Origin of the sequence: Mesorhizobium sp. M0663 (assembly GCF_040320585.1) — a bacterium.
GTDB lineage: Bacteria > Pseudomonadota > Alphaproteobacteria > Rhizobiales > Rhizobiaceae > Mesorhizobium.
In genome coordinates this window covers 14,066-36,149 of record NZ_JAMYPX010000032.1, presented here as the reverse complement: position 1 = coordinate 36,149, position 22,084 = coordinate 14,066, and the positions used below count along the sequence as shown (strand labels likewise).

The 22,084-nt window shown below is 62.4% G+C and carries 29 protein-coding genes; 16 read left to right on the top strand and 13 right to left on the bottom strand.

Annotated features, from left to right (window positions below; genetic code table 11):
* Positions 1-341 precede the first annotated feature (341 nt).
* The gene (locus NKI54_RS30945) at positions 342-506 is read left to right on the top strand and encodes a hypothetical protein (RefSeq protein ID WP_352623628.1); all 165 of its coding nucleotides are present in this window, start codon (positions 342-344) and stop codon (positions 504-506) included.
* 51 nt (positions 507-557) lie between these two features.
* Here the strand turns inward: NKI54_RS30945 and NKI54_RS30940 are convergent, their stop codons facing one another.
* Entirely contained in the window at positions 558-1,064 is a 507-nt protein-coding gene (locus tag NKI54_RS30940) for a DUF1993 domain-containing protein (protein WP_352623630.1), read from the bottom strand.
* A gap of 123 nt (positions 1,065-1,187) precedes the next feature.
* Between NKI54_RS30940 and NKI54_RS30935 the strand changes: the two genes are divergently transcribed.
* The gene (locus NKI54_RS30935; RefSeq protein WP_352637846.1) at positions 1,188-2,237 is read left to right on the top strand and encodes a DUF1176 domain-containing protein; all 1,050 of its coding nucleotides are present in this window, start codon (positions 1,188-1,190) and stop codon (positions 2,235-2,237) included.
* On the opposite strand, the gene NKI54_RS30930 is transcribed toward NKI54_RS30935, so the two are convergent.
* From NKI54_RS30930 to NKI54_RS30910, 5 genes are all read right to left on the bottom strand, one after another.
* The gene (locus tag NKI54_RS30930; RefSeq protein ID WP_352693428.1) at positions 2,234-3,151 is read right to left on the bottom strand and encodes an alpha/beta hydrolase; all 918 of its coding nucleotides are present in this window, start codon (positions 3,149-3,151) and stop codon (positions 2,234-2,236) included. The two genes, NKI54_RS30935 and NKI54_RS30930, sit on opposite strands and share 4 nt — an antisense overlap.
* Before the next feature lie 32 nt (positions 3,152-3,183).
* Complete coding sequence (locus tag NKI54_RS30925) at positions 3,184-4,794, bottom strand: NTP transferase domain-containing protein (protein ID WP_352637843.1); 1,611 nt, start codon at positions 4,792-4,794, stop codon at positions 3,184-3,186.
* Positions 4,791-5,495, bottom strand: coding sequence for an XdhC family protein (locus NKI54_RS30920; protein WP_352637842.1), 705 nt, complete (start codon positions 5,493-5,495; stop codon positions 4,791-4,793). Before NKI54_RS30920 ends, NKI54_RS30925 begins: the two co-directional genes overlap by 4 nt.
* A gap of 6 nt (positions 5,496-5,501) precedes the next feature.
* Positions 5,502-5,840: an XdhC family protein gene (locus NKI54_RS30915; protein WP_352637841.1), complete on the bottom strand. Its 339-nt coding sequence runs from the start codon at positions 5,838-5,840 to the stop codon at positions 5,502-5,504.
* Positions 5,841-6,066: 226 nt separating this feature from the next.
* A complete protein-coding gene (locus NKI54_RS30910) occupies positions 6,067-6,561 on the bottom strand; it encodes a flavin reductase (protein WP_352637840.1) in 495 nt (164 codons plus the stop codon).
* Between the two features lie 179 nt (positions 6,562-6,740).
* Here NKI54_RS30910 and NKI54_RS30905 point away from each other — a divergent pair, with 179 nt between their 5' ends.
* On the top strand, positions 6,741-7,814 hold the full coding sequence (locus tag NKI54_RS30905) for a branched-chain amino acid ABC transporter substrate-binding protein (protein ID WP_352637839.1): 1,074 nt from the start codon (positions 6,741-6,743) through the stop codon (positions 7,812-7,814).
* Between the two features lie 14 nt (positions 7,815-7,828).
* Positions 7,829-8,848, top strand: coding sequence for a P1 family peptidase (locus NKI54_RS30900; protein ID WP_352637860.1), 1,020 nt, complete (start codon positions 7,829-7,831; stop codon positions 8,846-8,848).
* A gap of 36 nt (positions 8,849-8,884) precedes the next feature.
* Here the strand turns inward: NKI54_RS30900 and NKI54_RS30895 are convergent, their stop codons facing one another.
* The gene (locus NKI54_RS30895) at positions 8,885-9,139 is read right to left on the bottom strand and encodes a DUF2171 domain-containing protein (protein ID WP_023674734.1); all 255 of its coding nucleotides are present in this window, start codon (positions 9,137-9,139) and stop codon (positions 8,885-8,887) included.
* 249 nt (positions 9,140-9,388) lie between these two features.
* Between NKI54_RS30895 and NKI54_RS30890 the strand changes: the two genes are divergently transcribed.
* Genes NKI54_RS30890 through NKI54_RS30875 form a run of 4 tightly spaced genes read left to right on the top strand, consistent with a single transcriptional unit; the run spans position 9,389 to position 12,565 of the window.
* Positions 9,389-10,114, top strand: coding sequence for a DUF2259 domain-containing protein (locus tag NKI54_RS30890; RefSeq protein ID WP_352637838.1), 726 nt, complete (start codon positions 9,389-9,391; stop codon positions 10,112-10,114).
* A gap of 11 nt (positions 10,115-10,125) precedes the next feature.
* A complete protein-coding gene (locus NKI54_RS30885; RefSeq protein ID WP_352637837.1) occupies positions 10,126-10,626 on the top strand; it encodes a hypothetical protein in 501 nt (166 codons plus the stop codon).
* Between the two features lie 59 nt (positions 10,627-10,685).
* The gene (gene purB / locus NKI54_RS30880; RefSeq protein WP_352477371.1) at positions 10,686-11,993 is read left to right on the top strand and encodes an adenylosuccinate lyase; all 1,308 of its coding nucleotides are present in this window, start codon (positions 10,686-10,688) and stop codon (positions 11,991-11,993) included.
* On the top strand, positions 11,993-12,565 hold the full coding sequence (locus tag NKI54_RS30875; protein ID WP_352637835.1) for an alpha/beta hydrolase: 573 nt from the start codon (positions 11,993-11,995) through the stop codon (positions 12,563-12,565). Before purB ends, NKI54_RS30875 begins: the two co-directional genes overlap by 1 nt.
* A gap of 1 nt (position 12,566) precedes the next feature.
* On the opposite strand, the gene NKI54_RS30870 is transcribed toward NKI54_RS30875, so the two are convergent.
* Positions 12,567-13,379 (bottom strand): VOC family protein, encoded by an 813-nt coding sequence (locus NKI54_RS30870; RefSeq protein ID WP_023674729.1) that lies wholly within the window; start codon positions 13,377-13,379, stop codon positions 12,567-12,569.
* A gap of 271 nt (positions 13,380-13,650) precedes the next feature.
* Here NKI54_RS30870 and NKI54_RS30865 point away from each other — a divergent pair, with 271 nt between their 5' ends.
* Positions 13,651-14,199 (top strand): RBBP9/YdeN family alpha/beta hydrolase, encoded by a 549-nt coding sequence (locus NKI54_RS30865; protein WP_023674728.1) that lies wholly within the window; start codon positions 13,651-13,653, stop codon positions 14,197-14,199.
* Between the two features lie 98 nt (positions 14,200-14,297).
* On the opposite strand, the gene NKI54_RS30860 is transcribed toward NKI54_RS30865, so the two are convergent.
* Together NKI54_RS30860 and NKI54_RS30855 are read right to left on the bottom strand one after the other, a co-directional pair.
* A complete protein-coding gene (locus NKI54_RS30860; RefSeq protein ID WP_352637833.1) occupies positions 14,298-15,071 on the bottom strand; it encodes an HpcH/HpaI aldolase family protein in 774 nt (257 codons plus the stop codon).
* A gap of 118 nt (positions 15,072-15,189) precedes the next feature.
* On the bottom strand, positions 15,190-15,510 hold the full coding sequence (locus NKI54_RS30855) for a DUF1476 domain-containing protein (protein WP_023674726.1): 321 nt from the start codon (positions 15,508-15,510) through the stop codon (positions 15,190-15,192).
* 270 nt (positions 15,511-15,780) lie between these two features.
* On the opposite strand from NKI54_RS30855, the gene purC reads away from it, so the two are divergent.
* From purC to NKI54_RS30825, 6 genes are read left to right on the top strand one after another with little or no spacing between them, the layout of a single operon-like run.
* Entirely contained in the window at positions 15,781-16,575 is a 795-nt protein-coding gene (purC, locus tag NKI54_RS30850; protein ID WP_023674725.1) for a phosphoribosylaminoimidazolesuccinocarboxamide synthase, read from the top strand.
* A 40-nt stretch (positions 16,576-16,615) separates the two neighbouring features.
* Positions 16,616-16,858, top strand: coding sequence for a phosphoribosylformylglycinamidine synthase subunit PurS (purS, locus tag NKI54_RS30845; protein ID WP_023674724.1), 243 nt, complete (start codon positions 16,616-16,618; stop codon positions 16,856-16,858).
* Position 16,859: 1 nt separating this feature from the next.
* A complete protein-coding gene (gene purQ / locus NKI54_RS30840; protein WP_023674723.1) occupies positions 16,860-17,528 on the top strand; it encodes a phosphoribosylformylglycinamidine synthase subunit PurQ in 669 nt (222 codons plus the stop codon).
* Between the two features lie 31 nt (positions 17,529-17,559).
* A complete protein-coding gene (locus tag NKI54_RS30835; protein WP_352637831.1) occupies positions 17,560-18,225 on the top strand; it encodes a glutathione S-transferase family protein in 666 nt (221 codons plus the stop codon).
* A 2-nt stretch (positions 18,226-18,227) separates the two neighbouring features.
* The gene (locus NKI54_RS30830) at positions 18,228-18,638 is read left to right on the top strand and encodes a hypothetical protein (protein WP_352457781.1); all 411 of its coding nucleotides are present in this window, start codon (positions 18,228-18,230) and stop codon (positions 18,636-18,638) included.
* 4 nt (positions 18,639-18,642) lie between these two features.
* On the top strand, positions 18,643-19,290 hold the full coding sequence (locus NKI54_RS30825) for a Pr6Pr family membrane protein (RefSeq protein ID WP_352637829.1): 648 nt from the start codon (positions 18,643-18,645) through the stop codon (positions 19,288-19,290).
* 22 nt (positions 19,291-19,312) lie between these two features.
* Here NKI54_RS30825 and NKI54_RS30820 read toward each other — a convergent pair whose 3' ends face one another.
* The 3 genes from NKI54_RS30820 to NKI54_RS30810 all read right to left on the bottom strand — a co-directional run bounded on the left by NKI54_RS30820 (position 19,313) and on the right by NKI54_RS30810 (position 20,430).
* Positions 19,313-19,621 (bottom strand): hypothetical protein, encoded by a 309-nt coding sequence (locus tag NKI54_RS30820; RefSeq protein WP_352637827.1) that lies wholly within the window; start codon positions 19,619-19,621, stop codon positions 19,313-19,315.
* Between the two features lie 90 nt (positions 19,622-19,711).
* Positions 19,712-19,969: a type II toxin-antitoxin system prevent-host-death family antitoxin gene (locus tag NKI54_RS30815; RefSeq protein ID WP_245274625.1), complete on the bottom strand. Its 258-nt coding sequence runs from the start codon at positions 19,967-19,969 to the stop codon at positions 19,712-19,714.
* A gap of 209 nt (positions 19,970-20,178) precedes the next feature.
* Entirely contained in the window at positions 20,179-20,430 is a 252-nt protein-coding gene (locus NKI54_RS30810; protein WP_352637823.1) for a DUF1127 domain-containing protein, read from the bottom strand.
* A 93-nt stretch (positions 20,431-20,523) separates the two neighbouring features.
* Here NKI54_RS30810 and NKI54_RS30805 point away from each other — a divergent pair, with 93 nt between their 5' ends.
* Positions 20,524-21,936: an aminotransferase-like domain-containing protein gene (locus NKI54_RS30805; protein WP_352637821.1), complete on the top strand. Its 1,413-nt coding sequence runs from the start codon at positions 20,524-20,526 to the stop codon at positions 21,934-21,936.
* Positions 21,937-22,084 lie beyond the last annotated feature (148 nt).

The window sequence follows — 22,084 nt, the reverse complement described above, 5'->3', positions numbered from 1 at the left end:
AACAACAGCATACAGGAAAGCGCCGCCCGCTTCCAAGCCCACCGCCGGCAGGCCAGGCGACTTTCCCAGGACGCCGGCGAACGGGGTTTATCCCCGCGGCCAATAAAAAGCCGGACCGCATTTTCACGCAGTCCGGAATTTCGCCAGGAATGGCGAAGAAAAACCGGCCAAGTGCCGGCACTGACTCCTACGGTCGAAGCGCCACAGAAGTTTCGCCGGAACAGCCGAATTATGTCAAAAAAGATCGGGGCAGCATGGCTGCCATGCGGATGCTGCACTGCACAATTGTCATGATCTGCCTATATTGGAGGCCGTGGAGGTTCAATAAAGGGGCTTGAATCATGGGATTCTTAACTGAAATGTTCGCCCGTCCGCGTCCGCGGGAACAGCTGCGTTATCGCGCGGCACTGGCGCTACTCCATTCGATGAGCAATGCCGATCGCACCGATATCGGCGTCAAGCCGGCCGATTTCCCGCGCATCGCCCGGGAAATGTCCCTACGCTAAACAGCGCGCCGTGAGATATCTCGCCGCAGCGGGATATCTCGCGAGCGGATCTCAACGCAATCCGAGGAAGATCGACTTGCCCAATGGCACGCCGTTGTGGCGCAGGATGTCGTAGGCGGTGGTCAGGTGGAAATAGAAATTGGGCATGGCGGCGTGCAACAGATACTGCATCCCCGGCATCGAAACCTCTCGTCCCGCAAGCCTCAGTTCGACCACCCTGTAATCTGAACCGTCGAATTCGGCCGCCGAAAATGTCGCGAGATAGTCGAGCGTCTTGGTGAGGCGTGCCTGCAGATCGGCGAAGCTCGCCTCATTGTCCTCGTATTTTGGCACCTCGCGGCCGGCAAGCCGTGACGGCGCGCCCTTGGCGTGATCGGTGGCGATCTGCACCTGCCTGGTCAGCGCAAACATATCCGGCGCCAGCCTCGCCGTCAGATACACCTGCGGATCGATCTTGCGATCAGCCGCATTTTGCTCGGCAATGTTCAGCACATTGGCTAGTGCCTTCAGCCTCGCCGAAAATACCGGCACGGATGCTTCATACATTGATATGGTCACAAGAAATCTCCACGCGGCCCGACTGCCCACGGCGAGAGGTAGCGCTTTCGCAGGCGATTGTTCAAGCGTCACCACGCCGCCGCAATCGATATGATAGGATTTTTCATCGAGTGGAGGTTCCCGATGAGACGCGCACTTTTTGCAGCGACCGCTTCTGTCTCTCTTGCCATTGCCGGCCAATCGGCGCTCGCCGCAGACGCGCCTTATATCGACGACAGGTCGAATGCCGAAGCGGTCATCCGGTCGCTTTATAGTGCCATCAGCCGGCACGAATTCGCGCGCGCCTGGGACTATTTCGGCGACACCAAGCCGGCCAAGGATTTCAATTCCTTCGTCAAAGGCTATGACGGCACGGACACGGTCGAAGTCAAAACCGGTGGCGTATCCGAAGACGGGGCTGCCGGCAGCATCTACTACAGCGTTCCGGTCGCCATCCGGGCGACGGCCAAGGACGGCAGCGAGAATGTCTTTGCCGGCTGCTATACGCTGCGCCAGATCAACGCCTCGATCCAGGAACCGCCATTTCGCGCAATCTTCATCGACAAGGGTGCGCTGAAACCCTCAAAGGCCGATTTCGAAGATGCCGTGCCGGCAAGCTGCGGCGAAGGACCGCCGCCGCCGAAGAAGGACGCAGCGCTTGAGCAGGCCAACAAGGCGTTTGCCGCGACTTATGGCGACCAGTGCGACAAGGACATGCCCGGCGGCGATCCGCGAGGAGAGCCGGACGCCTACTCGCTCCGCTACAAGGATGCGGGGGCGGCCGAAAACGAGCCCGAACGCGAGACACGGCTGTTTCGCTTTTTCTGCTCGATGGCCGCCTACAATGAGAGCGCAGTCTATTACATCTACGACGACGTATCGGGCGTCCGGCAATTACAATTCGCGTCACCGGAACTCGATATTCGCTATGAGAACAACAATAGCGAAGGCAAGGTCGAGGGCATCAACATCATCGGCTTCCAGACTGACGACCAGTTGGTCAACTCCGAATATGACGAGGCCACCAAAACGATTTCATCCTTGAACAAGTGGCGCGGCGTCGGCGACGCCTCGTCGGCCGGCACCTACCTGTTTCGCCACGGCAATTTCTCGCTGGTGCAGTATGAGGTCGATGCCTCTTATGACGGCGAGATCAACCCGCAGACCGTGCTCGACTACAACACCGCGCCCTAAGGGACCTTCGATAACATCCAGTTGAGTGTGCCCCGCCAGTCGGTCATGCGGATCGGCGTGCCATGTGTGCCGGTCTCGAAGCGGACAAAGCGGGTCGGGTAGGCTTTCGATTTGCCCAGAATCGATCGGAAGAAGGCTTCCTGTTTCTCGATTGGAAACACCGGGTCCTTGCTGCCCTGGCCGAAGAAGACCGGCACACGGCGCTTGAATGCGGAGCTTGAGAAGAAACTCTCGTCCCATAACGAGCCGAGCAGCAGCAGCCCGTCAATGCGCCCGCCGGAGTCCTTGCGGCCTGCCAGCTTCCAGCACAACGCGCCGCCCATAGAGCCGCAGGCGACGAAGATTTTTGCGCGCGGCGACTGTTCGGCATAGTGGCCGATCAATGCGGCGATCTGGGCGGCACCGGTGTCGCCGAAATCGGAAAAATCCGGCGACAGATAGAGGCCGCCATTACCGGCCATCAGGTTCTTGATGCGGTTGAAATTGCCGCCGAAAGTGAAATCGTCAGCACCCTGGTTACGGCTACCGCCCTGCCCGTGCAGATAGAGCACGATGATGCTGGCGCCCCCGGTCTTGCCGACGGCGATGTGGCGGACATCGCCGGCATCGGTCTTCAGCAACAAATCCTGCTGCACCTTGCGCACACCGGTATCGGTGTATTGCGCATGCACCCGGCGCTCAGGCACTTCGTCGCGGGCGTTGATATCGCGCAGCTCACGATAATCGATGACCGTATACGCGCCGCTGTTTTCGGATGAGAGCATGACCGGATAGGCGAAGAGATCGTCCTTGAAGGGTTTGAGTTCGAGAGCGTTGGCGTAAGTGGCACAAAAGAGCGACCAAAGAATCGCGATCAGAAGGGCCGGGAGGCCGGAGGGGGGTAAGCGGAACCGGAGGCAGGAACGAAAGGCCATCCCGCAGCCATGCGTTTTTCGGCTTCGGTTTGTCAATCCTGCAGCACGCCGCCGGCGCTTTCCAGCGCCTCGCGCGTGTCGACATCGACGGCTGCCCCTTCGCCGATCTCGACATCGATGACGTCGAGCCCTTCGGCCTCGACCAGATGGCGGGCACCGGTATCGCCTTCGAGGTGAGCGATCGCGGCGAACAGCGAGCGCGGCAGCAGCACCGGGTTGCCGCGCCGGCCATCATGAGCGGCGCGCACCACCGATCGCCCTTCGGACTTGCGGAACGCCTCGATCAGCCTGTCGAGGTCGGCCGAGGCGACGCCGGGCATATCGCCGAGGACAATCATGGCGCCGGCGGCGTCGCCGGAAATCTTGGCGATGCCGGCCTTCAGCGACGAAGACAGACCCTCGCCGAAATCCGGATTGTCGGCGAAGATCACATCGAGGCCAGACAGTGCATCGCGCACGCGCTCGCGCTGGTGGCCAGTGACGACGATGGTGGCCGCGGCTTTCGAACCGACCGCGCGTTCGGCAGTGCGACGGACCAGCGGCTTGCCGTCGAAGAGCGCCAAGAGCTTGTTCGGCCCGCCCATGCGGCTGGAGCGGCCGGCGGCCAGAAGCACGATCTCGACCTTTGGTTCGGCTTTGGCCGGCAATGGCTCGCGCGGCTGCGGCCGCGTCGGAATTTCCATCAACAGCCCGCCGACGCCCATGCCGGCAATATCCCTGGCGGTCACGTCGAGACCGGCGATCAGCCGGTCAAGCACCCGATCGAAGCCGTTCTCCTTGGGACTGCGGGCGCAGCCCGGCGCACCGATGATGCGCTTGCCGCCTAGAGTGCCTAGCACCAGTAGATTGCCGGGATCGACCGGCATGCCGGCGCGGATCAGAGTGCCGCCTGCCTTTTCGATGGCAGCGGGAACGACGTCGCCGAAATCGGCCATCGCCGAGGCGCCGAAGATAACCACCATATCGTTGTCGCGGATCAGCGAGGCCGCAGCGTCGGCGACGGGGATAATTTCATGCGGGGTTCGACGCTCCGCCGTCAGCCTGCCGCCCGAACGCGCCAGGCGCGCTTCGGTGACGCGCAGCGTCTTGTCGAGCACTCTGGGTTTGATGCCGGGCAGCACCGTCTGGATGACGCCGACGCGCACCGGCTGATAGGCGTTGACCGCAAATATCTCGCCGCCGGCGCAGATCCTTGCCACGGCATCGACCAAAGCGGAGGCGACCGCAAATGGGATGATCTTCACCGTTGCTACCATCTGACCTTTTTCGACCGGCGCATGCTGCGCCAGCGTGGCGATGGTGATCGTCGGATCGACGGCGTTGATGGCGTCGATCATCGCCGCGTCGACGGTGAACATGCCGGCAGCCTGCGCGTGGAGGTTGACCCTACCTGTCGCGGCGGGCCTCGCCTCGATGTTGCGATGGATCATGGATGCGGCGATCTTTTCGGCAGCGACGTCCTCGCTGAGATCATCGGGCGCCAACACCGCCGCTACGACCTCGGAAACGCCAGCGGCCTTCAACAGGGACACATCCCCGGCGCTTAGCCTGTGCGCCTTGCGGAAGCGGCGCTCTCCGACCGTGGTGGCGTGCGCAAGCACTGCCCCTTCGGCCGTATCGATCGCAACGGGACCAAATTTCACGCGACCGCGCCTTTGGATTCGAGACCACGGGAGCGAAAGGCGTGGATCGCTTGCGCCAACACCGCGACGGCGATCTCGGCCGGGCTGGCAGCCCCAATGTCGAGGCCGATCGGGGCATGAATGCGGGCGATCTGGTCGGCGGTCGCTCCCGAAGCCAGCAGGCGTTCCACACGTTTGGCGTGGGTCTTGCGGCTGCCGAGCGCGCCGACATAAAAGCAGCCGGCGTCGAGCGCCGCCTTCAGCGCGAAATCGTCGATCTTCGGATCATGAGTGAGGGCAGCCAGCGCCGTATAGCCGTCGAGCGGCTGGCGATTCAGCACATCCTCCGGCCATTCGGCATGTAGCGCGATATCGGGAAAGCGGTCGGACGTGGCAAACGCCGTGCGCGGGTCGATGATCTCTACGGGATAGCCGGCGATCCTGGCCATCGGTGCCAGCGCCTGGCTGATGTGGACGGCGCCGATCACTACCAGGCGCGGCTGCGGCAGATGTGCGTTGAGGAAGAAGGTCCGTCCCTCAGCTTCGACCGAACCGGAATTGCCCGTGCGAAATGCCTTGGCGACGGCCGCCCCGAGTTCGCCGGCAACCTGGTCGCTCTCGCGCACGATACGGTCGCGGCCGTCGCCAAGATCGGTTACCAAAATCGCCGCGCGGCGGGCACGACGTTCGGCGTTGAGTGTCTTCAGCGCGTAAGGATCCATCGAGAATCAGCCCAATCTTTCAACATAGACCTTGATGCGGCCGCCGCAGGACAGGCCGACTTGCCAGGCGGTCTCGTCTGCGACGCCGAATTCGAGCATTTTGGCCTTGCCGCTATCGATAACCTCGACCGCCTCGGTGACTACGGCGCCTTCGACGCAGCCGCCCGAGACGGAGCCGTGGAAATTGCCTTCGGCGTCGATGACCAGGTGGCTGCCGACCGGGCGCGGCGCCGAGCCCCAGGTCTCGACCACGGTGGCAATGGCGACATCCTTGCCGTCCTTCATCCAGCCCTCCGCGATGATCAGCGGGTCGCGAGCCTCATCGAGATAGATACTGTGTTCCATGATTTCTCCCTGGCAGACATGTGGTTATGCGACGCGCTTCACGCCAGCCTCGATCCACCGCCGCGGGTTGACCGAACGCATAAAAACAACACGGTCGCCAGCGACCGGTCCGCCACACAATCCGCACGGGTCAACCGGATCGAGCGTCTCGTCGATCGTCCGCGGCGCCGGACGCGGTTTTCAACTCGGTCATTCTGTCTCCGCGGGCGCGGCCATCTAAAAGCCTCTACAGAGCGTGATAGCCGCGGTTGTGATAAATCAGCGGCCGCAAATTATCGCCGACGCGCAAACCTGTCACCTTGCCAAAAAGCACACGGTGGGTGGCCAGATCCTTGGTGTCGATCAGCTCGCAGTCGAAGACGGCGAGCGCGCCCTTCAACGTCGGCGCACCGGTCGAGATCACATCCCATTCGGCCAACGCGAAACGCTCCTCGACCGGCAGGCCGGTGATGCCGGAAAAGCCGATCGACAGCGGCTCCTGATCCGAAGCCAGCGTGTTCAGGGCAAATTTGCCGTTTTCCACGAACGGCTCGTTCTTGGGATTTTCACGATTGAGGCAAACCAGGATGGTTGGCGGCGTGTCCGACACCGAGCAGGCCGCGATCACCGTCGCGCCGCGCCTGCCGGCAGGGCCATCGGTGGTGACTACATGCACATGGCCAGCAAAATGGGCCATCGCGTCGCGGTAGGCCTGCGGCCCGATGTCATTCTTCTTCAGCACCGATGATTTTCCACTAGTCAGAACCAACCGTTATATATGGGGGGATATTGCAGGCCACAAGCGAAGTGCTTGACCTATATCCCGAATTCGCGTGTTGCGCCAAAGCTGGCCAGCCTTTAGGTCTTGACGGCATTGGCGCCGGCAACCACGCGACCGGCGTGGAGGAATTCTTCGCTCGCATGCGACCTTGGACAACCACGATAGCGGTGCTGGCCTGGCTCTCGGTCGCCTGCAGTGCAAATGCCGAGACGCTGCTGGTCGGCGTCGCGGCACCTTTGTCGGGGCCGTCGGCGATCCTCGGCAAACAGATCGAGGCCGGCGCGACAATGGCGGCTGAAGCGAACGATGCCGAAATCAAGACGATCGATGACGCCTGCACGGCCGACGGTGGCGCCGCCGCCGCGCGGGAGTTCACCGCGGCCAAGGTCAACGTCGTCATCGGGTTTTTGTGCACCGACGCAATCGAGGCGGCTCTGCCGATCCTCAAGGATGCCGGCATACCGGTGATCACCGTCGGCGTTCGCACGGAAAGCCTGACCGACCGGCGCGCCAAGACCGGATGGCCGATCTATCGTCTCGGGCCGCGCGGCGACGACGAGCGCAATGCCGTCGCTGCCATCCTCACCCGCCTATGGCAGACCGAGCTGTTCGCCATAGTCGACGACGGCACGATCTATGGCCGCGAAATGGCCGAGACGTTTCGGGCAGCCGCCGAGCAAGCGGCTCTGAAGCCGGTGTTCGTCGACACGTTCCGGCCGCAGCTCGACAACCAGATCGGCCTGATCGGCCGGCTGAAGAAAGCCGGCGCAACGCATGTCTTTGCCGGCGGCGACGGCGATGATATCGCCATTATGGGCCGGGATGCTGGCCAGCTAAATACCGGCATGGTGTTTGCCGGCGGCGAAGCGTTGCGCGCGCCGCTCGGTGACGTGCCTTATGCCGTCGGCACGCTGATGATCGCGCCGCCCGAATGGGCCGATGTCGCCGACCCCAAGGTGTTGCAGAGCTTTGCCGGACAAAATATCGTGCCGGAAGGTTACACGCTTCCCGCCTATGCCGCGGTCGAGATCGCCAAGGCGGCTTCAGCATTGCCGCAAAGCTCCGGCGAGAGGCTAGCCAACGTGCTGACCGCGCATGACTTCACCACGGCGATCGGACCGATCCGCTTTGACGAAAAAGGTGACCTGACGCAAAATCCTTATCGAGCCTACCGTTTCGACGGCGGCCGTTTCGTGCCGGCGGAGAGCCAATGATGTCCAGCACGGGGATGTTCCGTACGGGTCCGCGCAATCTCATCACCGACGTCGCCGGCCTGCGTGTCGGCAATGCGGCGAATGCGAAGCTGAAATCCGGTGTGACCACCGTCATCTGCGACGAACCGGCCGTGGCCGGCGTGCAAATCCTGGGCGGTGCGCCAGGCACCCGCGAAACCGACCTGCTCGAGCCGCACAATTCGATCCACGCCATCCATGCCGTGGTGCTTTCCGGCGGTTCGGCCTTTGGCCTCGACGCCGCGTCGGGGGTGCAGGCGGCGTTGCGCGAAAGAGGCATCGGCGTCGAGGTTGGCGGCTTTCGCGTGCCGATCGTGCCGGCGGCGATCCTGTTCGATCTGCGCAATGGCGGCGACAAGGATTGGGGCCGGTATCCGCCTTACCGCGACCTCGGCTACGAAGCCGCGCAAGCCGCCGCGATCGACTTTGCGCTCGGCACCGCCGGCGCGGGTGCCGGCGCGCTGAGCTCCGGCCTGAAGGGCGGGCTCGGCTCGGCCTCGACGGCGCTGGACAGCGGCGTCACCATCGGCGCGCTCGCCGCCGTCAACCCGACCGGCTCGGTGACGGTCGCCGGGACCCGCCATTTCTGGGCGGCGCCGTTCGAGATCGGCGACGAGTTCGGCGGGTTAGGCTATCCCTACCCGATGCCTGACGATGCCAGAAAGGTCCTGCTGAAGTTCCGTGACAAGCATGCGGCAGAGCAGGCGGAAACCGGCGCCAACACGACCATCGCCGTGATCGCCACCGATGCGGTACTCACGAAGGCCGCCGCCAAACGCCTGGCGATATCGGCGCATGACGGCTTTGTCCGTGCCATTTGGCCGACGCATACGCCCGCAGACGGCGATCTGGTCTTCGCGCTGGCAACGGGCAAGAGCGGCATCGAGCTCGCACCCAACGATGCCGTCGATCTCTACGCCGCGGCCGGCGCCACGATGGCGCGCGCCATCAGCCGCGGCGTCTTTGCCGCGACGCCGGCCGAGGGCGATCTGTTCCCGGTCTGGTCGTCGCGCTGAACGCGCAACGCTCATTCGGGTGAGCCTGGATTATGATCAGGTGGGTTCGGATTTTTCTTCCTCGAACGTGACCGCAACATCCGAGTTTGCCGACAGCCGCACCTTCTGGCCCTCGACCTCGGCGACAAGGCTGAGAGGAATGAAGTGGTGATGGCCCCTGTGAGCGCCCTCGCCGCTGTCGCGCTTGGTCAGCTTTATGCGATCTCCGTCAACCTTGTCGACGGTACCGACATGGACGCCGTCGGCGCCGATCACTTCCATACGTTCGCGAATCTTGGCTGCATCTGTCATGGGGGACTCCCTTAGAGCGCCGCGCGTCCTTTTGGACGCGCAAAGGACGCTCTAAACATTTTGAATCAATGCATCGTGCCTTACGAAAAACGATTATGATTTTAGGAAGGCACGATGCGGTGAAGCTGCCGACAATAACAAACGACGGGCGGATTGGATGCATCGACTTTTGTGTTTCAGTCAGCACGATCTTTTGACAGCATCGTGATAGGGAATTTAACGGCATCGACTGCCGGAATGGAAAGCCCCATGCGAAATCTTGCCCTGTTTGCCGTCTGCCTGCTTGCCCAGCTTGCAACTTTGGTCGCCGCCCACGCAGGCGATGTCGCCGAGCTTGATGTCCTCGGCTTCAGCCGTGATGGCGGGGTCTTTGCCTTCGAGGAATATGGCGTCCAGGACGGATCGGGATTTCCCTATGCCAACCGCTATTATATCGACACGGCCGACGACAGTTTCCTGAAGGGCTCGCCGATACGTGTCCGGCTCGACGACGAGAATGCCACGGTGGCCGCAGCGCGGCTGCAGGCCCGGCAAAGGGGCGAAGCGATCGTCGGTCAGGCGGAACTCACGGCAAATCGCGGCATCACCGCCGGCTTCAACCCGGTGACCGAGCTTTCTGCCGATCCCTTCCGCATGGTGGTCAATCCGCGCCCGATCTTCTCGCCGGTCGACGATCCGCTCGAGTTCCGGCTCGACCAGATCGGCATGAACGACACCGAACGCTGCCAGAGCCAGGGCGAGATCAATGGCTTTCGCCTGCTGCGCATCGAGGCGAAGGATGGCGGCCAGACGAGGATCATTCACGAGGACAAATCGATCCCGCAAAGCAGAGGCTGTCCGAATGGCTACCAGATCGGCGCGGTTCAGACATTTTCGCTGGATAGCCTCAGCGCCTATGCCGTGCTGATCGCGGTGCGCCAATACGGCTTCGAAGGGCCGGACTATCGCTGGATCGCGGTAACCGGTCGCCTGTGAAGTTCCCCGCCATGCGCTATCGCGCTCTGCGCCGTCTCCGCCGTGCTCTGCCGTCGCTGCGCACCGCATTTGCCGGTGCCTTGCTGTGGGCCATGGCGATGGGCGCCAGCGCGCTGCTCAATCTGCTGTTGTACGATTGGGAGACCCCGGCGAAGGTCCGCTTCGTCTCGCTGCTTTATGCTGCCGGCGGCGCGCTGGCCTTCCCGGTTGGGCTGTTTCTGGCGCGGCTCGTCTCGCTCGGACGCCACTGGGAAATCGCCCTCGCCGCCGCCTTCGTCTGCCTTCTCGCAGCGACGATCGCCGTCACCGGCGGCCTCTTTGGGCTGCAATACCGCTCCTACTATGTCCAATGGCATGCGCCCGCGTTCACCATCACCTGGGTTTTCCAGTTTGTGTTCACGATGTTGACGGCACTCTACCAGTTCGTCGTCCTTGGCATCCGGCTGTATTTTCCGCTCGGTTTCATTGCGCTCGCTGTCGTCAGTGTCTGGTTTGCGCGCCAGCAACGTTGAGCATTTTGCCTGCCTCTGTTAGGACGCGGGCAAATGCTCTCGCAAGTCAGGACCGACTGATGATCCCTCGCTACTCCCGGCCGGAAATGGTGGCCATCTGGTCCCCCGAAACCCGGTTCCGCATCTGGTTCGAGATCGAGGCCTACGCCTGCGACGCATTGGCCGAGCTCGGCGTCATCCCGAAGGAGGCCGCCAAGACCATCTGGGAGAAAGGCGGGGCGGCAAAATTCGATGTCGAAGCCATCGACGAGATCGAGCGGGTCACCAAGCATGACGTCATCGCCTTTCTCACCCATCTTGCCGAATTCGTCGGGCCGGATGCCCGCTTCATCCACCAGGGCATGACATCCTCCGACGTCCTCGACACCTGTTTTGCCGTGCAGCTCACCCGCGCCAGCGACATCCTGCTGGCCGACATTGACGGGCTGCTTGCGGCGCTCAAGCGCCGCGCCTTCGAGCACAAGGACACCATCACCATCGGCCGCAGCCACGGCATCCATGCCGAGCCGACCACCTTCGGCGTCAAGCTGGCGCAGGCCTATGCCGAATTCTCGCGTTGCCGCGAGAGGCTGGTGCATGCACGCGAGGACATCGCTACCTGCGCCATCTCCGGTGCGGTCGGCACCTTCGCCAATATCGACCCCTATGTCGAAGAATACGTGGCCAAGAAACTCGGACTGAAGCCGGAGCCGGTGTCGACGCAGGTGATCCCGCGCGACCGCCACGCGATGTTCTTCGCCACGCTCGGCGTCATCGCCTCGTCGATCGAGCGGCTGGCGATCGAGGTGCGCCATCTGCAGCGCACCGAGGTACTTGAAGCAGAAGAGTACTTTTCACCCGGACAGAAGGGCTCGTCGGCGATGCCGCACAAGCGCAACCCGGTGCTGACCGAGAACCTCACCGGCCTTGCCCGCATGGTGCGCTCCTTCGCATTGCCGGCAATGGAGAATGTGGCGCTGTGGCACGAGCGCGACATCTCGCATTCGTCGGTCGAGCGCATGATCGGGCCCGACGCGACGGTGACGCTCGATTTCGCGCTCTCACGCCTGACCAGCGTTGTCGACAAACTGCTCGTCTACCCCGACAACATGCTGAAGAACATGAACAAATTCCGTGGCCTCGTGCATTCGCAGCGCGTGCTGCTGGCGCTGACGCAAGCCGGTGTTTCGCGCGAGGACGCCTACCGGCTGGTGCAGCGCAACGCCATGAAGGTGTGGGAGCAAGGCGCTGATTTTCTTGAGGAACTTTTGGCCGACAAGGACGTTGTCGCAGCCTTGCCCGAGGCCGAGATCCGTGAGAAATTCGACTTGGGCTATCATACCAAGCACGTCGATACGATCTTTAGCCGAGTGTTTGGAGAAGCCTGATGATTTCGTCGGCCGGAGATTTCGATTTCCTTGCCCTGCCCGGGCGCGGCAATTCCGGGCCGGATCATTGGATGTCGCATTGGTGCCGGGTGTTCCCCAATTCGAGCCGCGTGCTGCAGGCCGAGTGGGACCGGCCAAAGCCTGAAGACTGGATCGGCCAGGTGGATGCCGCGGTGGCCGCCGCACCGCGCCGCGTCGTGCTGCTTGCGCATTCGCTGGCGGTGGCGACGGCGGTGAAGTGGGCTGCCGGCGCCAGTCAAAGCCAACTCGACAAGGTCGCGGCGGCATTCCTGGTTGCCGCCACCAATGTCGAGGATACCGATCCCTCATTCGACGCGGTGCGCCCGTTCGCGCCGATGCCGCTGAAGCGCCTGCCCTTCCCGACATTGGTGGTGGCGAGCCGCAGCGACCCACGCGTCACCTTCGACAAGGCGACCGCTTTTGCCGCAGCCTGGGGCGCGGATATCGCCGATGCCGGCGATCTCGGCCATATGGGAAATGAGGCCCGCCTCGGCGTATGGCCAGCGGGCCTGCTGATGCTTGGCCGCTTGCTCGAAAAAGCGAACCTCTAGCCTATGCCTTACCGGGAACCGTCCTTATCACCGTGCCCCACGGATCCTCGCGGGTGGTCTCGCTTGCGGCATTGTCCGAGCGCATCTCGACCCAGGCCAAGCCGGAGCGGGCGGGATCGCGGCGACCGGCGCCCGCGCTCTGCCACGCATTTGCGCCAATGTGGTGATGATAGCCGCCGGACGACAGGAACACCGCCGCGCCACCGTACTTTGCCACTGTGTCGAAACCGAACTCCTGATGCCACCATGCTTCGGCTTCTTCCGGCCTGCCGACCCGCAAATGGACGTGGCCGATAATGCTGTTTTCCGGCGCGCCCTGCCAGCCGGTGTCGCCGGCCGGCACCTCGGCAACGACCGACGGAATGTTCAGCCGCTCCGTCGCCATCGCTATCTTGTCACCGTTCCATTTCCAGTCCTGCGGACGGCGGTCGGCATAGATCTCGATGCCGTTGCCTTCGGGATCGGTCAAATAGAGCGCCTCGCTGACCAGGTGGTCGGATGCGCCCTCGATGCCGATCTTGTTGGCGATGGCATGGTTGATCCAGCGGCCGAGATCGGCCCGGCTGGGTAGCAGGAAGGCGGTGTGGAAAAGACCGGCGCTGCGCGGGTCATCGGGTTTCGCGGCCGGATCCGCTTCGATGTCGAGCAAAGGGCGATTGACTGCGCCGAGCGTAATGGTGCCGCCGGCGCGGCTCAGTTCCTGCAAACCGACGACTTTGCGATAGTAGGCAGCGAGATTGTCTGCATCGCGCGCCCGCAAGCCGACGCGGGCAACGCTGACCGGGGTCGTCGCGGCAAAAGGCAGTTCGCTCATCAAAGTGCTCCGTTCAGGCGGCGCTCGACAAGCTTCCAACAGAACAATCCGGCGCCATCAATCATTCTACGCCATGTCCGTGGCAAAATCTCGGAACAGCCATTCTTTCCTGGCGACAGATCGTTGATCGCGATCGTTCACACAAGAGCGCAAGAAGCGAACAGGGTGTTCACAATAGCGAGCAGAACCGGGCTCGTGAGCGGCCGTTTGCGTGTCGCTGTTGAGTTCATACCCGGTTGCACCCGACAGCGCCTCTCGCTACATGCGCGCCATGAAAGTCAGGGAAGCAGATATTCTCATCGTGCCGGGCTACACCAATTCCGGCCCCGATCATTGGCAGAGCCGCTGGCAGTCGAAACTATCGACAGCGCGCCGCGTCGAACAGGCGGAATGGTCGAAGCCGGTGCGCGAGGATTGGACGGCCGGTGTCGCCAAGGCGGTTAACGAGGCCGAGCGGCCGGTCGTCATCGTCGCCCATTCGCTTGGCGTCGCGGCGGTCATTCAAGCGTTGCCTCGGTTCGAGAGGCCGGTCGCCGGCGCTTTCTTCGTGGCGCCGCCCGATGTCGCCAATCCAGAGATAAAGCCGAGGCACCTGATGACCTTCGGCCCCTATCCGCGCGACCCGCTGCCGTTTCCGTCGGTGGTGATCGCCAGCCGCAACGACCCGTTCTGCGCCTTCGGCGTCGCCGAGGACATTGCCGGGGCGTGGGGCTCGCTGTTCATCGACGCCGGGGATGCCGGTCATCTCAACGCGGATTCCGGCTTCGGCCCCTGGCCTGAAGGCTCGATGACGTTCGCGAAATTCCTGACGGATCTCTAGAGCGGTTCACCGTTTCACGGAAACGGCGAACCGCTCTATCTCTTTGTTTTGACGCAATTCCGGACGGAAAACCGTTTCACACTTTTCCTGGAATTGCTCTAGGAACCGATCGAATCCCTGACGCTGTTCAGCAGGGTCTTTGCCCCAAGCGAAATCAGCGAATGCTCGGAACCCATCGCCAGCAGCCGGTAACCCATCGACACCACGCGACCGGCGATGGCCGGTTCCATCACATAGATCGCCGCATGCTTGCCGGCTTTGCGGGTGCGCTCGGCGATCGAGGCGACGGTCCCCATCATGCTCTCCAGCGTCGAACTGACGGTGGTGCCCTTCGACCAGGCGATCGAGAAATCCGACGGGCCAAGGAAGATACCGTCGATGCCCGGCGTGTCGAGGATGCCGTCGAGTGCATCAAGCGCGGCCCGCGTTTCGACCATGGCGAACGCCATGGTGCGCTGGTTGCTGTCGCGCAGCCAGTCGGCATAGTCGCCCTTGCCATGGCGCGGAAAAGCATAGGTCGGGCCCCAGGAGCGCTCGCCGAGTGGCGGGTATTTCATTGCGGCAGCAAACAGCTTTGCGTCCGCCACCGAATTCACCATCGGGGCGATCACCGCCTCGGCGCCGAAGTCAAGCGCACGGCTGGCCATGTCGAAGCGGCCGACCGGGATGCGTACCAAAGCCGGCTTGTTGGCGGCCAGCACCGGCACAAGCCCGCGAAGTACGCTATCCTCGTGATGGCCACCATGCTGCATATCGAGCGTAACCGCGTCGAACCCTTGCCTGGCCAGTATCTCGACCGTCAACGCATCCGGCACGCCGGACCATGCGGTGAACAGCGTCTCGTCGGCCGCAAGGCGTGACTTCAGGGACATTGGCGATTTCCTCTTTGCTTGCAGCAATTCAGCCGGAAATGACCGCAAAGGCAAAGAAAAACCGCCCGGTGAGGCCGGGCGGTCGATTGGTCCAGCATTCGAAGAGTATCGATGGGGATCAGGTGTTCTTGATCTGCTCGATCGCCTGCGCCATCAATTCATCCATGGTGCGGCGGATCTGATGGTCCGACTGGTCGATGCCGGCCGCATCGAAATCCTTGCGTATCTTGCGGAAAACGTCGTGATCGCCGGCTTCCTCGATGTCGCTGACGACCACTTCCCTGGCATAAGCGTCGGCATCGGCGCCGGACTTGCCGAGCTTTTCGGCAGCCCACAGGCCGAGCGCTCTGTTGCGGCGTGCCGCAGCCTTGAACCGAAGTTCCTCGTCGAATGCGAATTTGCGCTCAAAGCCCTCTTCGCGGTCTTTCATGCTGCTCATGGCATCCCTCCGTGAAATCCGATTCGTTGTGCCAATATGTGTTGCCGGAGCACAAACCAAAAGGGCGCCGGCCGGTCAATATGCTACATTGCTTGCTGCGCTGCGGCATTTCGGTGCCCGAAAGCGGTTGATTGAAAGGATTTGCCGATTGAGCAAACAGTGCGATTGGGATAGACACCGGCATTGAACCCCACCGTCGCCATCTTATTTTAGGCAGACGGACAGGAACTGGTCGCTTGCCGCCTGCCCGCAAATCCAGAGAAAAATCAGATGAAAAATCGCCGCCGCATTTATGAAGGCAAGGCCAAGATCCTTTATGAGGGACCGGAGCCTGGCACGCTGATCCAGTTCTTCAAGGACGACGCTACCGCTTTCAACAAGAAGAAGCATGAAATCGTCGATGGCAAAGGCGTGCTCAACAACCGCATTTCCGAGCACATCTTCAATCATCTCAACCGGATGGGCATTCCGACCCACTTCATCCGCCGGCTCAACATGCGCGAGCAGTTGATCAAGGAAGTCGAGATCATCCCGCTCGAAGTGGTGGTGCGCAACGTCGCCGCCGGCTCGCTGGCCAAGCGCCTGGGCATCGAGGAAGGCACCGTGCTGCCGCGCTCGATCATCGAATTCTATTACAAGGCCGATGCGCTCGACGATCCGATGGTATCGGAAGAGCACATTACCGCCTTCGGCTGGGCGAGCCCACAGGAGATCGACGATGTCATGGCGCTGGCCATTCGCGTCAACGACTTCCTTTCCGGCCTGTTCATGGGCGTCGGCATCCAGCTGGTCGATTTCAAAATCGAATGCGGCCGCCTGTTCGAAGGCGATATGATGCGCATCGTCGTTGCCGATGAGATCTCGCCGGATTCCTGCCGGCTGTGGGACGTGGCGACGCAGGACAAGCTCGACAAGGACCGCTTCCGCCGCGACATGGGCGGGCTGGTCGAGGCTTATCAGGAAGTTGCCCGCCGTCTCGGCATCATGAACGAGAACGAGCCACCGCGTCCGGCCGGGCCGGTGCTCGTCGCATCGACCGACGGTGTCAAAGGTAAGCCGCACTGACGGCTTGCCCGCTCAACAGGTGAACAGGAGCATGTCCAGCGTGATCAAGGCCCGCATTACCGTAACCCTCAAGAACGGCGTGCTAGACCCACAAGGCAAGGCAATCGAGCACGCGCTGTCCGGAATGGGTTTCGGCGGCGTCGGCCAGGTGCGGCAAGGCAAGGTTTTCGACGTCGAATTGGCCGAGAGCGACAGCGCCAAGGCCGAGGCCGATCTGAAAGCCATGTGCGACAAGCTTCTGGCGAATACAGTGATTGAGAATTACGCGGTGGAGATCGCCTGAGGTGAAATCAGCCGTCGTCCTGCTCCCAGGCCTCAATCGCGACCGCGACATGATCGCGGCGCTGACCAAGATTTCCGGCACGCCGCCGGTCACCGTCTGGCAGACCGACACCGAAATTCCCGATGTCGACCTGATCGCCATTCCCGGCGGCTTTTCGTTCGGCGATTATCTGCGCTGCGGCGCCATTGCCGCGCGCATGCCAGTAATGCGGGCTGTGGCCGAAAAGGCGGCCAAGGGCGTCACGGTCATCGGCGTCTGCAACGGCTTCCAAATCCTGGTCGAGGCCGGCTTGCTGCCGGGCGCATTGATGCGCAATACCTCGCTGAAATTCGTCTGCCGTCAGGTGAAGCTGCAGATCGCCAATGCCAACACGATGTTCACCCGCCGCTACCAGCCGGGCCAGATCATCCGGGCGCCGGTGGCGCACCATGACGGCAATTATTTTGCCGATGCCGAAACGCTGGCCCGCCTCGAAGGCGAAGGCCAGGTGGTGTTCCGCTATGCCGAAGGCACCAATCCCAACGGCTCGATCAACGACATTGCTGGCATCGTCAACGGCCGCGGCAACGTGCTCGGCCTGATGCCGCATCCCGAGAACCTGATCGAAGCGGCGCATGGCGGCAGCGACGGCCGGGCGCTGTTCGAAAGCGCGCTGGGCATCGCTGCTTGATGCCTTCAATTTTCCTCCTGGAGCCACGGTCATGAAACTCTATTCGCGGCCGTTGTCGCCCTATTCGTCGATCGTGCGGGCGTTGGCCTACATCAAGAACGTGCCGCTCAAGCTCATTGCACCGCCGCCGGGGTTTCCCATCCCGGAGGCGTTTCGTGCCATCTCGCCGTTGAACCGGATTCCGGTGCTGATCACCGGCTCCGGCGAAACGATCGTCGAATCGGTGGTCATCGCCGAATATCTGGAGGAGCGCTTTCCCGAGCCGGCGCTGCTGCCGAGGGACTCGAAGGACCGGGCGCTGGTGCGCATGTTCGCCCGCATCACCGACCTCGACGTGCTCGCCCCGACGATGAAGCTGTTCGAGCTCCATTTCGTGCCGCAGCGCAACGAGGCGGAGATCAAGGCACAGTTCGCCCGATTGCATCACGGGCTTGCGGCAATCGAGGCCCGCATGGCGCATGGCCCGTTCGCGCTCGGCGACGACATCTCCTTTGCCGATGCGTGGTTGACGCCGACCCGCTTCGTCTTCAACAATTTCAGGACAACGATGGGCCGCCCCGATTTGCTTGACGCCTATCCGAAATTCGATGCCTACGAGCAAATAGCCTTGCAGCATCCGGCGCTGTCGCGCGTCTGGGGTGAGATGACAGACGGTCTGACGATCTTTCTGTCCGAACTCGAGATGGGCGCCGCTTGAACATGAGACCGACGACCACGCGCCTCGCCGTCGCTACTGCCGCCGGGCTTGTACTCGCCTCCTGCCAGTCAGGCCCGAAGAGCGCGCCGGCGCCGGCGGGCAAGAGTGCGTCACTGCTTGCCATGGAGCAGGTGGCAATAGCTGCCCACAAATGCTGGATCGCCAGCAAGGACCCTGCCTTCAAATCTTACCAGATGGCCAACGAGCTGAATTCGTTCAGCGGCACGCCGCGCTTCCTGCTGGTGCCGGCCAAACATTATGGTGGAAAGCCGTTGCTGGTCGTGCAGGCGCAAGGCAATTCGAGCCGCGTCGACGTGTTCGGCCCATTGATGGCGGAACCGCTCGGCGCCCGCATCGGCTCGGACATTGCCCGCTGGCAGGCGGGCAATCCGGCCTGCGGCGCTGCTGCCTAGCCCAATGGGTCGCGTGCTGCAGATCACCGGTCTGGTCGTCGGCCTGGCCGGGCTCGTCCTGCAGCTCTGCATCACCGTCCCGGCATCAATGGAAGCCGGCCGCGGCTTTGCCGGCTCGCTGGTCTTCTATTTCAGCTTCTTCACCATCCTGACCAACATCGGCGCGGTGCTCGTCCATGCCTCGTTGCTGTCGTCGACGGGTTATGCCTGGTTTCCGGCCTTTTCCGCGCCACGGATGCGGGCGGGCGTAGCTGTCGCCATAACGCTGGTCCTCATCGTTTATGCAACGGTCCTGGCGCAGCTTTGGCAGCCGCAAGGGCTGTTTCTGCTCTGCGATGTGCTCCTGCACTATGTGACGCCGGTGTTGTTCGTGCTGTGGTGGCTTGTGGCAGGCGCCGACGGCTCGACGCGGTGGCGCGACATCTCCTGGTGGATGATCTATCCGATCGCCTATCTGGCCTACGCGCTGCTGCGGGCGCCGATTGCCGGTGAAGTGCCCTACCCGTTCCTCGATCTCGCCAACAACGGCGCGACCAGCGTCGCCGTCTCGGCTCTGGCCATCACCGGGCTCTTTCTGATGCTGTGCATCGTGGCGGTGCTTGTGGACCACGGTGTCACGCGGATCAGGGCGGCGGGCGTTCATCCGCGATGATGCTCTCCCGCCGCGGCAGCCTTTAGCGTCTTGGCACGGTTCGCGCGGCGCCTGCACGGATCGCCGCAGCAGCTTCGCCAGCGATCCGTGACATGAACTTGCGCGTGAATTGGCCGAGCGGCTTGGCATCTTCGAGCGCCCAGCTCGTCGCGAGATCATCGGTGTTGAATTCGTCGACGATAACCCAGGCTGGGGTAAAGAGGGTGGCGCGGCGGGCCTCGGTCTCAGGAATCTCAACATAGTGCGCGCAGGTCGTGGCGGCTGGCTCGTGATTGGAAAGAGCAGGGCCTGCTTGCGGCCATTCTTGCCGGCAACGATCAGCATAACGCAAGTCGGCCGCGCCTTGCGTCCGCTTTCCTCGCCCCGGTCATATTCCCTTGCCCACAAATAGGAATAGAGAATGATCTGTCCGTGGCCGGGTTCAGTCATCCCGAACATCATCTCGCGCGACTGCGTCGAGGCCGGTTAGAAGCCTGTCGCGTTCCTCGGCCGACAGATCCTCGACGCGGTGTGCCCGTTGCGCGCTGCGACTGGTGATGCGGTCGAACTGCTCTGCCGTCAGGAGAACGAACTTGCGCTTGCCGCGCTTGGTGATGTCAACAGGGCCGCGGAACGCGGCCTCAACAACCTCGCCGGATTTGTTGCCGAGATCTGTGAGGGTGAAACTTGCCACGGTCATCTCCTTCGTCATCGCGAAGATAAGGGAATTAGCTGTTTTCAGCAATACCCCTATTCACTGGAGACGTCGCGAGCGATTGCTGTGAGGGCACGAAGGAGGATGGTATCTCAGTGATGTAGAAAATCGCGTTGGTTCCGATGTCGATATTTACGCTCTCGTCTACCCCCCGATATGCCACGCGACGTTCGAGACGGAGCATCCGGCTGCTCTCAGTCCCAGAACGGCCTCAGACCTTCACGATGGGCATCGCAGCGCGAAATGCCGATGTCCTTGAGCTGGGCGTCGGTCATCTCGAGCAGGACCAGCCGGCTGCGCCGGCGATCCATTAACCCGTCAATCCACCTCGCGAAGGATCTGAGCGTACGCACCAGCCGACTGACATAGGTTGGCCTGCCCGGCGGGCGCGCCACCTGCACCTGCAATTCAACTGCGGCGTAGCGGATTGTCTCGATTGTACCCATTTTCTTTCTGCCAAGATTGCAATTGTGCCCTTTTGTATTGCCCGTTTCATATGTATTGACTCTCATTTCGGTGCAATGTAGAAAATTGTCACCATGACAACTTGGCTTCCAGACCTTACCGCCGGCACCGGCCCGCTCTATCAGCGGCTTGCTGATTCCATCGAGACGGACATCGACCGCGGCCTGATCGGTGCAGGGGCAAAGCTGCCGCCGCAGCGCGATCTGGCATACGACATCGGCACGACTGTCGGCACGGTCGGCAGGGCCTATCAATTGCTGCGCGAGCGGGGATTGGTCAGCGGCGAGGTCGGCCGCGGAACCTATGTTATCGCTCAACAGTCGGAGAGCGCAAAGCCGGATTTCCTGGGGCCGGTCGAACAAGGCACGCGCTATATGGATGCGCCCGGCGACAAACTGCGCTTCGATAGCACGGCCGCACCGGATGTCGGCCAGGGTGCCATCGTCGCTGACGTGTTGACACGCACGGCGCAAGACCATCCGCATGAGATTTCAAGCTATACTCGTGATTTCCCGGACCGCTGGTTCGAAGCGGGCAGGCGCTGGCTGTCGCGAAATTCCTATCGCCCGGCGGCGGATGCAATCGTTCCCACGCTCGGCACCCACGCCGCAGTGATGGCAACCATTGCGGGGCTCACCGCCCCCGGCGACTATGTCGTCTTCGAGCACCTCACCTATTCGCAGATCTCGCGCAGTGCCGGCCTGATCGGTCGCCGGACCGCACTGGTGGCGACTGACGACGAGGGCATCGATCCCCAGGATTTCGAGCGCGTCTGCGCACAAAAGCACCCGAAGATGATGTTTTTGATGCCGACGGCCAAGAACCCGACGCTGACAACGCTGTCGGCATCGCGCCGCGAGGCAATCGCGCATGTCGCCCGTCAATATAACGTCGTCCTGATCGAGGACGATCTCTATGGCGGACTGACCGATGACCCAACGCCTTTAATGGCCGAATATGCTCCCGAACGGACCATCGTTGCCGGCGGCCTGTCGAAATCGGTTGCGGCGGGTGTTCGCGGCGGCTGGCTCGCTTGCCCGCCGGCCTATCGTCACCGCATCCGGGTTGCCCACAAGATGATGACGGGCGGCCTGCCCTTTCTGCTGGCGGAGGTGGGCAGCCGGCTGGTGCTGTCCGGTCAGGCCGCTGAGGTGCGCAAGCGCAGCATTGCCGAGATCGGTGCGCGCATCGCGATCGTGCGCGAGACACTCGACGGCTTCGATTTCAAGGCGCTGGATAACGTGCCGTTCGTCTGGCTCACTTTGCCGGACCCATGGCTTTCCGGCACTTTCAAGCAGGCCTGCCTCGAACATGGCGTGCTCATCGACGACGAGGACGAGTTCAAGGCAGGGCGTTCCGAACAGGCCTTTCACGGCGTGCGGTTTGGCATCTCGCAACCGCGACAGCGGGACGATATCGCGCACGGGGTCGCGGTAATCCGGCGGCTTCTGGACGAAGGCCGCGCCGGCTACGACAGCTTTTCTTGAACCGGCTTGAAACCGGCGGGTCGAGTGGCGATCTTTCGCTACTTGCGGTCAGCTGTTGCTTTCCATCGTTTTAGTCATCCAACGGGGTGTATCGGCTGCAACGCTTGCGATAAGACGGGACTCGATCCCAAGGACACAATTGCCGATC